This is a genomic window from Myxacorys almedinensis A (assembly GCF_010091945.1).
Classification (GTDB): domain Bacteria; phylum Cyanobacteriota; class Cyanobacteriia; order Leptolyngbyales; family Leptolyngbyaceae; genus Myxacorys; species Myxacorys almedinensis.
Genome location: NZ_WVIE01000013.1, coordinates 38,301 through 51,920, shown reverse-complemented (window position 1 = coordinate 51,920; position 13,620 = coordinate 38,301). Strand labels below are relative to the sequence as shown.

The following is a 13,620-nucleotide window of genomic DNA, read 5'->3' as shown; positions in this document are numbered from 1 at the left end:
ATTGTTAGACTTCGCAATTTACGAGAGAATAGATGTAAAGTTTCGTATCGGTCTGTTTAAGAAAATGGCGTTAGAGCAACCCGTGGTCAGCCAAGTTACAGCAAACCGCACTGACTATGACTATGACCTTATGATCGTTGGAGGGGGCATTGTTGGAACGCTGCTCGCGTGTGCGCTCAAAGATTCAAACCTAAGCATTGCCCTGATCGAAGCAGAAACCCACTCTCAAGCCGTCGCCAAAGCCCAAGCCTATTCAATCACGTTGCTCTCTAGCCAAATTCTGCAAGGACTGGGCGTGTGGGATACCCTGCGTCCGCAGATTGAAACCTATAACACCGTTCGTCTCTCGGATGCCGCCCACCCCAGCGTTGTGCAGTTTTTGCCAACTGACATCGGCACCCAAACGCTAGGATATGTCGCCGAACATCGAGTCTTGCTAGCCACACTGCAAGCGTATCTGGATGGCTGTTCCAACGTTCATCACCTCTGTCCGGCTAAAGTTGTTCAGACAAAATTTCAGACCGATGGCGCGATTTTAGACGTTGCCATGGCAGACCAAAATCAGTCACTTCGGACTCGCTTGGTGATTGCCGCCGACGGCTCGCGATCGCCACTCCGCCAACAAGCCAAAATTCGCACCTACGGCTGGAAATATTGGCAAGCATGTGTTGTAGCAACCTTCCAACTTGAAACACCGCACAACAACACTGCCTACGAGTGGTTTTGGGAAGGCGGCCCATCGGGAATTTTGCCCCTGCCTAACAATCGCTGTCGCATCGTGTGGACAGTGCCCAAAGCAGAAGCAGAAACGATGCTTGCCCTGAGCGAGGGTGAGTTTACCGAGCGGTTTACCCGTCGCTACGGCGCGCATTTTAGCCGACCAACTTTAGAGGGCGATCGCTACGCCTTTCCGGTGCAGTTGCTTCATAGCAGTCGATACGTTTGTTCGCGATTAGCTCTGATTGGCGATGCGGCTCACTGTTGCCATCCCCTTGGTGGGCAGGGAATTAATATGGGCATTCGCGATGCGGCGGCATTGGCGCAAGTACTGCAAACAGCGTGCGATCGCGGTGAAGATATTGCTAGCCTGAAGGTTCTCAAACGTTATGAGCGTTGGCGGCAGTGGGAAAATCTCATGATCTTAAGCGTCACCGACTTGCTAAATCGAGCCTTTTCTACCCAACTGCTCCCCGTAGTTTTTCTCCGGCGAGTTGCGTTGCACATGCTCCAAACCATCCAGCCTTTTAAATCTCTCACGTTTCGGCTCATGAGCGGTCTGATCGGGCGCACCCCACATCTTGCCCAACGTTAAGGGAAACGCGAATCAGACAGTGTTAGAACAAAGTGCTGGAATAAAGGACGGGAACAATCAGCGTTAGAGTTAGAAAGCACTAGAACAAGACGATCGAGCAGGTGGTTTTCCAATTTTTCTGTTATGGCTTCTAAAGCAATTGTTCTTTTATCTGGCGGGTTAGATTCTGCCGTCGCGGCGGCTCAAGCCATGGCAGATGGGTTTCAGGCGATCGCGCTCTCGTTTCGCTATGGGCAGCGGCACGATCGGGAGATCCTCGCTGCTCAGCAAGTCGCTGTTCATTTTGGCATTCAAGATCACTTGATCGTTGATGTAAATTTGGCGCAGTGGGGTGGTTCTGCCCTAACCGATGCTGCGATCGCAGTGCCAACCGGTGGCATTCAGCCGGATGAAATTCCGAGTACTTATGTGCCTGGGCGAAATACCGTGTTCCTTGCGATCGCGCTTTCCCTTGCCGAGGCGAAACAAGCCGACGCCATCTATTTAGGAATCAATGCTGTCGATTATTCAGGCTATCCCGACTGCCGTCCAGAGTTTTTGGAGGCGTTTCAACACTTGGCTGCTGTCTCGTCTAAAGCAGGAATCGAGGGCAACGCGCCAAAGCTTGTCGCGCCGCTAGTGATGGATTCTAAAGTAGATATTGTTCGTCGCGCTTTGCAGCTTGAGGTTCCGATCGCTCTCACATGGTCGTGCTATCAGGGCAAAGAGCAGCCTTGCGGCGTTTGTGATGCATGCCGGATTCGCGATCGCGCCTTAATTGATGCGGGATGTCCTACCCTGGCAACTGCTCAAGGCAGAGCATTTTATGCGTTAGATCCATCCAAAGAGTGGCGTTAGATTCTACAGTTAGCAAGGTTCAAAGTCGTGATCAAACCCAAGTCAGGAATGATGCCTAATTACTTTATAAATTCTTCTAGAATCTGAAGAAAATCTATCTCTTTTGACGAAAACAGGTTTATTTTTCCTTGAATTGGTGCTAGCGAAAAGATTAAACCTTGGAGGTATTGCTTAACAATGAGAGTGAATACTTTAGAAGGCTTAATCTATCTATAAACTCCCCAAAGCCGCTTTCAGATAGGGTGTTGCCTGCTTCTATGAATAGCTTTGAAACCTTACAAATTGTTTACAACGCCTTTATTCTTCACAACTTGGTTGCAGAAGCTGAAAAATAAATCGTTTCAATTCAAACCCTAAGAAAAGTGGAAGCATCTGAACCCAAAAGAAGCCTTAAAAAGCAATCAGTGAAACCTGTGTAGCGATTCTTCTTCAAAAAACAGCTTTTTGTGGTCGCTATATTAGCAGATAGCTTGCCAAGGTTCGCCATGATATTTGACTCCAGCTACGTTCTGCTATTATCGCAGTGGCTCGATGAGCTACACGGTCTAGAATCTCTTCTGGAGAGATTAAAGTTTGAGGTGCAGATTGCAAACTCCATCGAGCATGCCATTTCCTGGGTGAGGCAAACTCCTCCCTGCCTCATTATCTTGCACGGCAACGACTGGTCTGAGCCGCTGTTGCAACGGCTAAGAGCGATCGCAGATGCAGAAAGCATCACCCTAGTTATCTTAACCGACTGCCACATGCCACGCTGGCTTTACCAAGATCAAAATCCTGGGTTTGATGGCTTTCTTGTTAAACCACTCAGCAGCGATATTCTCTCTTCTCTGGTTCAGTCTGCCTCTGCCCGCCAACGTTGCTTAGCAAGCTAATTGCCCTCTACCGTTTATTAATGACTTTCGCACGGCTCTATCCTTTGCTCCATCGCGTGCTCAAGCCGACGTTTCCTCATTGCCTTTGGTCAGGTCGTGCGGATAGCCCTGCGATCGCGCTTACCTTCGACGACGGTCCGCACCCAAAGTACACACCTCAACTCTTAGATGTGCTTGACCACCACAAAGTTTGTGCCACATTTTTTTGGCTAGGAGCCTGTGTTGAAGCCTATCCCGACCTTGCCCGTCAGATCTATCAGCGCGGTCACTGGATTGGGTTACACAGCTACCACCACCGAGCCTTTACAAGCCTGAGCGCTACCGACCTGAAAACCGACCTAGCACAGACGAGGGCTGCGATCGCTAAAACCTGCCAAATCAATCCCAACACGTTGATTGATGTTCGCCCCCCTTATGGTCTCTTTACGCCTCAAACGCTAAACCATTTGCACCATTGGAACTATCGCACCGTGATGTGGAGCATTATTCCCGAAGACTGGGTGTGTCCCGGTGCATCAATTGTTGTGCAACGAGTGGTAGACCAGGTTCAAAACGGGTCAATCATTGTGCTTCACGATGGGGATAGCGGCGGCAGAGATGTTGCAGAAACGGTTGATAGTCTCATTCCCAGGCTGGTGCAGAGTGGCTATCAATTTTCTACCATCAACCAGATTTGGCTAGCATTGCCCCACGTTTAGCCATCGTTTTTCACGCTCACTTATTAGATATAGGCTTATTTTGATGAGCTATTATGTTTGTCTTCAAAAGATATGCTGTTTGCAAAGCATTGCTGTAAGCATTCTTTGAGTTGTTCTAATATTTTCTCCTAAAGTAAAATTTTATAGTACAAACATTCACTAAATCTTCTTGATGTAGCGCTCCTAAAGCCATAAAAAATTCTGATTCTTTAACAACCCATCCTATTGCAGCTTGTATACTTTTGGAAACTATAGTTTGCCTTAGAGTACAGGCTGCTCAGTAGGTATAAAGCAACTTCGCTATTGCCCCTAGGTTGTTTGATCTACAAGCATTACTGTTCCCTAGCATCATCTAACTTAATGTTTCTCCTAGTCCGGTTCGTTAGATTTGGGCTACCGTATCATCAAGAGCCGTGATTTGTGTTTCCAAAACCATCGCGGATGTTTTTGGGGATGACCTTAGGCAGGATGTACTTATAAATTTGTTTTAGCTATTCCTGTTTAGGCTATGTAACGATCGATTGGTTTGATAAAAGTGCGTTTTTGGTCTCGAAACATTTGCTGCAATTGCGCCATGATTGAGATATGTCTTTGATTGATGACTTTCTGATAAGGGGTCTAGAAGCTGAGCCAATAGAAGTTTATGTTGCAAATCATGCTTTTCTAGCGGTATTCGTTTTTCAGTTTCAAAGATAAAGGTTCATAAAAAGGGTGCAACTTTTGTGAGAAAGGCTACAATCGGGGAGACATTCAATCAGTTATCAATTAAGATTTGTGCAACGGTGCATCTACCCAACGGTGTATTTCCGCAGAAGTAGTGCTTCTTATTCGCTTGCACACTTCTTTGTGAGTGCAATCCATGCGGGACACACTGTTTTACGGGGCAGGCAGCTACTTTTAGAGACCGTGCGATCGCAACCCACCCAACGCCCCTAACGGCGATTACCAAAACTTAATTAGACATTGTTTCCGCTGCCACAATTTTTTGACTACTTAAGGAGCATGAGGAACGCGGCATGACCCAAGCCAACGACGTACTACTTGAAGCACTCGACACTACTCCTACAGAAGATGCGTTTGAGAGTGATTTAGGGGGAGGATACGACGACCAAGATGAGGATCAAGACGATTCTGAAGCGGTCGAGGAAGAGGGCAAGTCAATCAAGGCTCGGTCTGCCCGTCGCCGAGCACAAGCCAAGAAAAAGCACTATACCGAAGACTCAATTCGCTTATACCTCCAGGAAATTGGTCGAATTCGGCTTTTGCGAGCAGATGAAGAAATTGAACTTGCCCGTAAAATCGCTGATTTGCTAGAGCTAGAGCGGATTTATGTCAGAATGACCGATACGCTTGATCGCGCTCCTTCTGATGCAGAATGGGCAGAAGAAGTGAAGATGCCTCTGCCTCAGTTTCGGTATCGTCTGCACTTGGGTCGTCGAGCTAAAGATAAGATGGTGCAGTCAAATCTACGATTGGTTGTGTCAATCGCAAAGAAATACATGAACCGGGGCTTGTCGTTTCAAGATCTGATTCAGGAAGGCAGTTTGGGACTGATTCGGGCGGCTGAAAAGTTTGATCACGAAAAAGGTTACAAGTTCTCGACCTACGCAACGTGGTGGATTCGTCAAGCCATCACTCGTGCGATCGCAGATCAATCCCGCACGATTCGCCTGCCGGTTCACCTATACGAAACCATCTCTCGAATCAAGAAAACCACCAAGCTGCTGTCTCAAGAGATGGGGCGCAAACCGACGGAAGAAGAAATCGCGACTCGCATGGAAATGACGATCGAGAAGTTGCGGTTTATCGCTAAGTCTGCTCAACTGCCGATTTCCCTGGAAACGCCGATCGGTAAAGAAGAAGATTCCCGTTTGGGCGACTTTATTGAGTCGGATGGCGAAACTCCTGAGGATCAGGTGTCTAAGAACCTGCTGCGGGAAGACTTAGAGGGCGTTTTGGCAACGCTAAGCCCTCGTGAAAAAGATGTTCTCAGATTGCGCTACGGTTTGGATGATGGTCGCATGAAGACGTTGGAAGAAATCGGTCAGATTTTCAACGTCACTCGTGAGCGAATTCGCCAAATTGAGGCGAAGGCATTGCGTAAATTGCGTCATCCCAACCGCAACAGTGTTTTGAAGGAATACATCCGCTAAACTTCAGTAATTTTGATCTCTATGCCCGATGGCTTTTGTCATCGGGTTTTTTGGATTTTTTATCGAAAACCTGTTGAGCGACGGAGATCCTAGTAGATTGTCAACGTTGAGTGGAGGGGTGGAGGGTTCCGATTACTAGACTCCCCCTCTTCTCCTAGTCCCCCATTTCAATCTTGACAGACCACTAGAGAGGTTATCCTATTTTGCTGCACGCTATTCACACTTTGCCAGCGCATCAATATCAGCCGCCACAATTTTCTCAAGATTGCGCGTTATTTTCTCGCAGTCCCAATCCCACCAGGCAATTTCAAGGAGCGATCGAATTACCTCATCGTCAAACCGTTGCCTAATTAACTTTGCCGGATTTCCACCCACAACAGCATAGGGTGAAACATCACTGACAACAACGGACTTTGCAGCAACAATGGCTCCATCACCAATTTCCACTCCTGGCATAATCACAGATTCATAGCCAATCCAAACATCGTTGCCGATGACCGTATCACCTTTATAAGGCAGTTCATGGGGGTGCGGTGATACGGTTTCCCAACCATTGCCAAAAATTTGAAATGGGTAGGTCGAAAACCCGGATAGTTTGTGATTAGCCCCATTCATGATGAACTTCACCCCTCTTGCCAAAGCGCAAAATTTTCCAATGATCAAGCGATCGCCAATAAATGGAAAGTGGTAGAGAACATTACGTTCAAAGTCTTCAGAATCTTCAGGGTCATCGTAGTAGGTATAGTCGCCAACGATAATGTTGGGATTAGCGATCGTATTTTTGATAAAGCAGATTTGTGGAAATCCCTCCATCGGATGCTTATCATTTGGATTGGCTCCGTACACAATGCCTCCAAGCTTTGGATATATAAAGTAAGAAGTTTAATATGGGGTAAGAATTCAATTGTGCGTACAAAAACCGAGGTTGAGAGCATGTTTCTTGTGGGCTGAGTTTTGGGTCTCAACCTATTTAAAATCTTCAGTCGAGGTCATCGTTTACGTTGACACAAATTAGAAAATTTACTGCTCATAAAAAATCGGGCGCTCTATACCGAGTCGCCCGTAGACTAGCTTTTAAGGTTGACCAAACATTTAGAGGAGAGCGGATTACATCAGACCCAGGAAGCGCAAAACCCCTTCGCCTGCAAAAAACTCAGTAAACAAAGCAGCAACAAAGCCAATCATGGCGAAACGTCCGTTCCACAATTCTGCTTGGGGGGTAAAGCCAAATCTCCAAGCGTTGCGGTCTTCTGCCGAAGGAGCAGTGATCTTTTGTGTATCTTGCATGGTGGTACTCTGGAATGCATTAGCTACCGATAATGTTAAACAATATTACGAAAAATGTCAAATTGTTAAGCAACTTTGTTTTTCTATACAAATCCTGCAATCCATCGAGTCAATAGACACCTGACGCTGACCCCGGTGCAAAACCTATCTTTGCTCACTCTTAAGTTTTCTTACCCTTAATAATGTAGTAGGAAACAATATAGTGGGAAAACTCAAGCCAAAAATGTTCCAAAATGCTGACTTTGCCGCCTAAAAATTCTGCAAAGAAGATATGGAGCTATCATAGAAGCTATTAATTGATATTTGTTACAAATTGTCAATGATTGTTTCTGAATCTGGTTTGGCGAAGATTAAGGCATCGGTGACGGAGAAGATTTTCTTCGGTCATGAGCCTACGACTGAGTTGATCGCTATTTTGCTAGTCTATTTTGTCCAGGGTATCTTGGGACTGGCGCGACTATCAGTCAGTTTCTTCCTCAAGGATGAATTGGCGCTCAATCCTGCTGAGGTTTCTGCTCTGCTGGGCATTGTGGCTATTCCGTGGATGGTGAAGCCGTTGTTTGGGTTCATCTCTGACGGGTTACCAATTTTTGGCTACCGCAGACGCCCTTACCTCGTGTTGTCTGGGCTTTTGGGTGCCCTGTCTTGGGTGATCATGGCAACGATCGTTCATTCTGCTTGGGCAGCAACTAGTGCGATCGCACTGGGTTCTCTCTCGGTTGCCGTCAGCGATGTAATTGTCGATTCGATCGTGGTCGAACGCGCTAGGCATGAATCGGTAAGCGGGGCAGGCTCGTTGCAATCGTTGTCTTGGGGCGCTTCTGCACTTGGGGGCTTAATCACGGCTTATTTCAGTGGTTCTCTGCTGCAAATCTTTGACACTCGAACTATTTTTCTAATTACAGCCACCTTTCCGCTGATTGTGTCTGGCGTAGCGTGGTTGATTGCCGAATCACCCGTCACCAGAAAGTCGGATTGGTCAGTTGTGCGTCATCAGTTGGGGCAACTCAAGCAAGCCGTTTCTCAAAAAACGATTTGGATGCCCACCGCCTTTTTATTTCTGTGGCAAGCCACTCCCACAGCGGAGTCTGCCTTCTTCTACTTTTCTACGAATGAGTTGGGGTTTGAGCCAGAATTTTTGGGTCGAGTCCGGTTGGTGACGAGTATCGCTTCGCTAGTCGGCATTTGGGTATTCCAACGGTTTTTGAAGGCAGTCCCCTTTCGCACGATTTTTGGCTGGTCGATTGTGCTGTCTTCGGTATTGGGCATGTCAATGCTGTTGCTCGTGACTCATGCCAACCGGACGCTGGGCATCGACGATCGCTGGTTTAGTTTAGGCGACAGTCTGGTTCTCACTGTTATGGGGCAAATTGCTTTTATGCCGGTGCTGGTATTGGCGGCAAGACTCTGCCCACCGGGGGTAGAAGCAACCTTATTTGCGCTGCTAATGTCGGTTGTAAATTTGGCGGGATTAGTGTCTTACGAGCTTGGCGCACTTTTAACCCATGGGCTAGGGGTGACAGACACCAACTTCGATAAGCTGTGGCTGCTGGTCGTGATTACAAATCTCACGACGCTGTTGCCTTTTCCTTTATTAGGTTGGCTGCCTGACACCGTTGAACCCCCCCCCATCGAGCAACCCGCACCGGCGTTAGAAGCCGATCCGGCAACGCCGATCGGACAGTCTTTCTTACCCAGCCTGGTTTCTGCCTGGACATCTTCTAAACAGCCAGAACCAGTTGAAGAAGGAGAATAAATAGGCTGTAATTTTCCACGAGTCAGTCGGATCAAATAACGATCGCGCTCATTCGACACTTAGAGAATTTTAGACTTTTATGCAACTGTTTGAACACGCTTCTACTGTCCCTATTACGTCGTATAACACCGAAGAATGGCAGAAGGGATATCGGTCGCTGCATCACGAATATGAGTATTGGATTGATGAAGTAGAGGGAGAAATTCCGTTGGCGTTGCAGGGGACGCTGTTTCGGAATGGACCAGGGTTGCTGGATGTGAAGGGGCAACGGTTGCAGCATCCGTTTGATGGTGATGGGATGATTTGTGCGATCGCATTTAAAGACGGACGCGCCCATTTCCGCAATCGGTTTGTCAAAACAGAGGGCTATTTAGCCGAGCAAGAGGCGGGCAAGATTCTTTACCGGGGCGTGTTTGGCACGCAAAAACCTGGAGGTTGGCTTGCCAATGCCTTTGATACTCGCATTAAAAACATTGCAAACACTCAGGTTCTCTACTGGGGCGGCAAACTGCTGGCATTGTGGGAAGCCGCAGAACCTCATCGCCTCGATCCTCAAACCCTAGAAACGGTGGGACAGGAATATTTTGATGGGGTGCTGTCGCCGGGGGCACCGTTTGCGGCTCATCCTTGGATCGATCCGGTCAGTCAGTTTGATCAGGGCGCACCGTGCTTAGTGAATTTTTCGATTAAAGCGGGACTCTCTTTTACGATCGCAATTTATGAACTTGACGTAAACGGAAAAATCGTCAGGCAACACGATCATCCGGTTCCAGGATTTGCATTTATTCACGACTTTGCGATCACGCCAAACTACTGCATTTTTTTCCAAAATCCTGTCGATTTCAATCCGATTCCTTTTTTGGCGGGTCTCAAATCAGCAGGAGAATGCATCAAGTTTCGCCCCGACAAACCGACGCGAGTTATCCTCATTCCCCGCGATACCGCTTCGGGTCGCCCCCAACCCATAATTTTTGAAACGCAGTCAGGCTTTGTATTTCATCATGCCAATGCCTATGAGCAAGACGGAGAGATCGTGCTCGACTCGGTTTGCTACGAGAACTTGCCCTCGGTGGAACCGGGTTCAGACTATCGGCAGACCGATTTTGAGGCGCTGATGCCGGGTCAACTGTGGCGATTTCATATCAAGCTCTCGGAACAGACCATCGAACGTAACTTGCTAGAGCAGCGCTGCTGCGAGTTTCCCTTTGTGCATCCGGCAGTGGCAGGGCGAAGACACCGCTATATTTACATGGCAGCGGCTCATGCACCGAGCGGGAATGCGCCTCATCAAGCCATTTTGAAGGTGGATGTAGAGACAGGAGTGCGGCAACTCGCTAGCTTTGCGCCCGATGGCTATGTTAGTGAACCCGTGTTTGTGCCTCGCAGCCATTCCGATGCATCGGGGCTGTTTACCGAAGTGCATGGCGCGGAAGACGAGGGGTGGCTTCTGGCGATCGCTTACGATGGTCAGCGCGATCGCTCTTCGGTCGTAATTTTAGATGCACAGAACCTAGAGCAAGGTGCGATCGCGCGGCTCCATCTCAAACATCATGTGCCTTACGGATTGCACGGCAGCTTTACATCAGAGTGTTTTGCGCCAGAGGGCTAGCCGTCTATCGTTGTTTAATCCACCATCCTAAGGTCATCAATTAGCCCTGCAAGATGTTCACTATCTGCTTGATACACCTCATTGCAAAAATGGCAAGTTGCCTCAGCGCCATCATCCTTCTCGATCATGTCTTGGAGTTCATCTTTGCCCAACAGCTTGAGCGCGCCCAAGACGCGATCGAACGAACAGCCGCAGTGAAACCGCACCATTTGAGTTTCTGGCAAAATCTCTAAGCCCAAATCGCCCAGCAGTTCCTCAAAAATCGTCGGCAGCGTCTTTCCAGCTTGAAGTAACGGTGTAAATCCTTGCAGCGTTGCAATGCGAGACTCAAGCAGCGAAACCAAGGTCTCATCCGTTGCTGCTTTTGGCAGAATTTGAATCAATATCCCTCCTGCGGCTTGCACACCGTTGACATCTACAAAGACACCCAACACCAAGGCAGAGGGGGTTTGCTCAGACGTGACCAAATAGTGAGTCAGGTCGTCGCCAATTTCTCCAGACACCAACTCAACCGTGCTGGAATAGGGATAGCCATAGCCCACATCGCGGACGACATAGACATAGCCCTCGCGCCCTACGGCTCCCCCAACATCTAATTTGCCGTTCTGGTTGGGCGGCAACTCCACATCCGGATGATCGACATAGCCGCGCACCGTGCCGTCTGTGCCCGCATCTGCCATGACTCCACCCATCGGTCCATCGCCCCGAATCCGAATATTGACTCTTGACTCCGCCCGTTTCATGCTGGAGGCGATGAGTAACCCCGCCGCCATCGTTCGACCCAAAGCAGCCGTTGAGACATAGGAAAGCTTGTGGCGGTGTCGAGCTTCATCTGTAAGCCGCGTGGTGATGACTCCGACCGCTCGAATACCTCCTGCTGCCGCCGTTGCCCGAATTAACTGGTCAGCCATGAAAAACCCTTATCGTTTTGTTTGTATTATTGTCTTCTTAATTGTAACGATTTCGTTGCGATGATATGGCGCTGCCGCTAACAGAGGGGAAGCCATGAGATGAGCAACAAAAATTGGTACAGTGAAGATCCAATCCCTATGTGCACTGTTCATGCCTGCCACGATCGATTCTTCCATTACCGCGTTTCCGCTAGCTGCTGTTGTGGGTCAAGAAGCCATTAAGCTAGCGCTCCTTCTCGCTGCCGTTGATCCGGGGTTGGGTGGGGTGGTAATTGCCGGACGACGCGGCACGGCTAAATCGGTTATGGCGCGGGCAATTCATGCGTTGCTGCCACCCATCGAAGTGGTGCAAGACTCGATCAGTAATTGCGATCCGGCGACGCCTGATGAGTGGGATGACTTTACGATCGCACAGTTTGAACCCGGATCAGACGTGCCGACGGCGGTAATTCGTGCGCCATTTATCCAAATTCCTTTAGGCATTACAGAAGATCGGCTGTTGGGTTCTGTCGATGTCAGCCAGTCGATCCGGCAGGGGGAACCGGTGTTTCAGCCAGGGTTATTAGCCGAAGCCAATCGAGGCGTGCTGTATATCGATGAGATTAATCTGCTCGACGACCAAATCTCGAATCTGCTGCTGAGCGCGCTGACCGATGGGCGCAATCAGATCGAGCGGGAAGGTATTAGTTTTCAGCATCCCTGCAAACCGTTACTGATTGCAACATATAACCCAGAAGAAGGCACGCTGCGAGAGCATTTGTTGGATCGCATTGCGATCGCGCTTTCAGCAGACATGGTGTTAGGACTTGACGATCGGGTGCAAGCGGTCGAGCAAGCCACGCGCTATTCTGACTCTCCCCAAGCATTTCTGACTCAGTACAGCGATGACATTGACGCGCTCAAGACGCAGATTTTGTTGGCACGAGAATGGCTGAGCGATGTTCAAATCACGTCTGATCAAGTTCAATATCTTGTGACCGAAGCGCTCCGAGGCGGAGTTCAGGGGCATCGGGCAGAACTGTTTGCGCTGCGAGTGGCAAAAGCTCATGCGGCGTTGGATGGACGAACTCAAGTCAGCGCCGAAGATTTGCGCCGCGCGGTTGAATTGGTGATCGTACCGCGATCGACAATCATTCAAACACCACCCGAAGAAAATCCGCCGCCGCCGCCCCCCCCTCAAGATCAAGACGAGACTGATCGCGATCAAGACGACGAGGATGAAAAAGAAGACGAGCCTGAAGACGAGCAACAGCAAGAGTCGCCCCCTATTCCAGAAGAATTTGTGTTTGATCCAGAAGGTGTGATTCTCGATCCAGAGGTTTTGTATTTCGCGCAGATGGCGACTCGACAGGGCAACTCTGGGAGCCGTTCGATCGTGTTTTCCGACGATCGCGGACGCTATATCAAACCGATGTTGCCGAAAGGAAAAGTGCGTCGAATTGCGGTCGATGCGACGCTGCGATCGGCGGCTCCCTATCAGCGATCGCGGCGGCTGCGATCTGAAGAAAACCCGTCTGGGTCTCAAAAGCGCGTGTTTGTTGAAGAAAGCGACATTCGCGCCAAGCGTCTAGCTCGCAAATCGGGCGCATTAATTGTGTTTTTGGTCGATGCCTCTGGTTCAATGGCGCTCAACCGGATGAATTCTGCGAAAGGCGCGGTGCTGCAACTTCTAACGGAGGCGTATCAGAACCGAGATCAGGTTTCGCTAATTCCGTTTCGAGGGGAGCAAGCTGAGGTTCTTTTGCCGCCCACTAAGTCGATCGAAGCGGCTCGTCGCCGATTGGATCGCTTGCCTTGCGGAGGCGGTTCACCCTTGGCGCATGGGCTGACTCAAGCCGTTCGGGTCGGTCTTAACGCAAAACAATCGGGTGATATTGGTCAAGTCGTGATTGTGGCGATCACGGATGGGCGCGGCAACGTGTCGTTAGCGCGATCGCTCGGAGACGTGCTTCCCGATGGCGAAAAACCAGATATCAAAGGTGAACTACTCGAAATTGCGGCAAAGATTCGGGCGTTGGGCATTCAGCTTTTGGTGATCGATACAGAAAATAAATTTGTCTCCACCGGATTTGCCAAAGAACTCGCCAAACAATCGGGTGGTAAATATTATCACTTGCCGAAAGCGACAGATCACGCGATCGCAGGAGTGACCCGCAACGCAATTAGCGATATGAAATCTCGCTGA

General features: G+C 49.1%; 11 protein-coding genes. 8 read left to right on the top strand and 3 right to left on the bottom strand.

From position 1 onward, the window contains the following. The first annotated feature begins 64 nt into the window (after positions 1 to 64). From GS601_RS12530 to rpoD, 5 genes are all read left to right on the top strand, one after another. Positions 65 to 1,312, top strand: a complete 1,248-nt coding sequence (locus GS601_RS12530) for an FAD-dependent hydroxylase (protein ID WP_162423626.1) — start codon at positions 65 to 67, stop codon at positions 1,310 to 1,312. Positions 1,313 to 1,435: 123 nt separating this feature from the next. Continuing rightward, the gene (queC, locus tag GS601_RS12525) at positions 1,436 to 2,149 is read left to right on the top strand and encodes a 7-cyano-7-deazaguanine synthase QueC (protein ID WP_162423625.1); all 714 of its coding nucleotides are present in this window, start codon (positions 1,436 to 1,438) and stop codon (positions 2,147 to 2,149) included. Positions 2,150 to 2,634: 485 nt separating this feature from the next. Then, positions 2,635 to 3,021, top strand: a complete 387-nt coding sequence (locus tag GS601_RS12520) for a response regulator (protein WP_162423624.1) — start codon at positions 2,635 to 2,637, stop codon at positions 3,019 to 3,021. 20 nt (positions 3,022 to 3,041) lie between these two features. Next, positions 3,042 to 3,719, top strand: coding sequence for a polysaccharide deacetylase family protein (locus tag GS601_RS12515; RefSeq protein ID WP_162423623.1), 678 nt, complete (start codon positions 3,042 to 3,044; stop codon positions 3,717 to 3,719). A gap of 1,016 nt (positions 3,720 to 4,735) precedes the next feature. Then, a complete protein-coding gene (rpoD, locus tag GS601_RS12510; protein WP_162423622.1) occupies positions 4,736 to 5,872 on the top strand; it encodes an RNA polymerase sigma factor RpoD in 1,137 nt (378 codons plus the stop codon). A gap of 213 nt (positions 5,873 to 6,085) precedes the next feature. Here rpoD and GS601_RS12505 read toward each other — a convergent pair whose 3' ends face one another. Together GS601_RS12505 and GS601_RS12500 are read right to left on the bottom strand one after the other, a co-directional pair. Beyond that, the gene (locus GS601_RS12505; protein WP_420800308.1) at positions 6,086 to 6,721 is read right to left on the bottom strand and encodes a Vat family streptogramin A O-acetyltransferase; all 636 of its coding nucleotides are present in this window, start codon (positions 6,719 to 6,721) and stop codon (positions 6,086 to 6,088) included. Between the two features lie 258 nt (positions 6,722 to 6,979). Continuing rightward, positions 6,980 to 7,159 carry a chlorophyll a/b-binding protein gene (locus tag GS601_RS12500; RefSeq protein ID WP_162423620.1) on the bottom strand — a complete coding sequence of 60 codons (180 nt, stop codon included), beginning with the start codon at positions 7,157 to 7,159 and terminating at the stop codon, positions 6,980 to 6,982. Positions 7,160 to 7,478: 319 nt separating this feature from the next. On the opposite strand from GS601_RS12500, the gene GS601_RS12495 reads away from it, so the two are divergent. Beyond that, complete coding sequence (locus GS601_RS12495) at positions 7,479 to 8,915, top strand: folate/biopterin family MFS transporter (protein WP_162423619.1); 1,437 nt, start codon at positions 7,479 to 7,481, stop codon at positions 8,913 to 8,915. Positions 8,916 to 8,994: 79 nt separating this feature from the next. After that, complete coding sequence (locus GS601_RS12490) at positions 8,995 to 10,524, top strand: carotenoid oxygenase family protein (protein WP_162423618.1); 1,530 nt, start codon at positions 8,995 to 8,997, stop codon at positions 10,522 to 10,524. A 14-nt stretch (positions 10,525 to 10,538) separates the two neighbouring features. Here the strand turns inward: GS601_RS12490 and hslO are convergent, their stop codons facing one another. Next, positions 10,539 to 11,435 (bottom strand): Hsp33 family molecular chaperone HslO, encoded by an 897-nt coding sequence (gene hslO, locus GS601_RS12485; protein WP_162423617.1) that lies wholly within the window; start codon positions 11,433 to 11,435, stop codon positions 10,539 to 10,541. Between the two features lie 151 nt (positions 11,436 to 11,586). Here hslO and bchD point away from each other — a divergent pair, with 151 nt between their 5' ends. After that, the gene (gene bchD / locus GS601_RS12480) at positions 11,587 to 13,620 is read left to right on the top strand and encodes a magnesium chelatase ATPase subunit D (protein ID WP_162423616.1); all 2,034 of its coding nucleotides are present in this window, start codon (positions 11,587 to 11,589) and stop codon (positions 13,618 to 13,620) included.

Excerpts from the sequence above, each read along its gene's own strand:
- queC (WP_162423625.1), top strand. The coding sequence starts at position 1,436 with ATGGCTTCTAAAGCAATTGTTCTTTTATCTGGCGGGTTAGATTCTGCC.
- rpoD (WP_162423622.1), top strand. The coding sequence starts at position 4,736 with ATGACCCAAGCCAACGACGTACTACTTGAAGCACTCGACACTACTCCT.
- GS601_RS12495 (WP_162423619.1), top strand. The coding sequence starts at position 7,479 with ATGATTGTTTCTGAATCTGGTTTGGCGAAGATTAAGGCATCGGTGACG.
- hslO (WP_162423617.1), bottom strand. The coding sequence starts at position 11,435 with ATGGCTGACCAGTTAATTCGGGCAACGGCGGCAGCAGGAGGTATTCGA.
- GS601_RS12490 (WP_162423618.1), top strand. The coding sequence starts at position 8,995 with ATGCAACTGTTTGAACACGCTTCTACTGTCCCTATTACGTCGTATAAC.
- GS601_RS12500 (WP_162423620.1), bottom strand. The coding sequence starts at position 7,159 with ATGCAAGATACACAAAAGATCACTGCTCCTTCGGCAGAAGACCGCAAC.
- GS601_RS12520 (WP_162423624.1), top strand. The coding sequence starts at position 2,635 with ATGATATTTGACTCCAGCTACGTTCTGCTATTATCGCAGTGGCTCGAT.
- bchD (WP_162423616.1), top strand. The coding sequence starts at position 11,587 with ATGCCTGCCACGATCGATTCTTCCATTACCGCGTTTCCGCTAGCTGCT.
- GS601_RS12515 (WP_162423623.1), top strand. The coding sequence starts at position 3,042 with ATGACTTTCGCACGGCTCTATCCTTTGCTCCATCGCGTGCTCAAGCCG.
- GS601_RS12530 (WP_162423626.1), top strand. The coding sequence starts at position 65 with ATGGCGTTAGAGCAACCCGTGGTCAGCCAAGTTACAGCAAACCGCACT.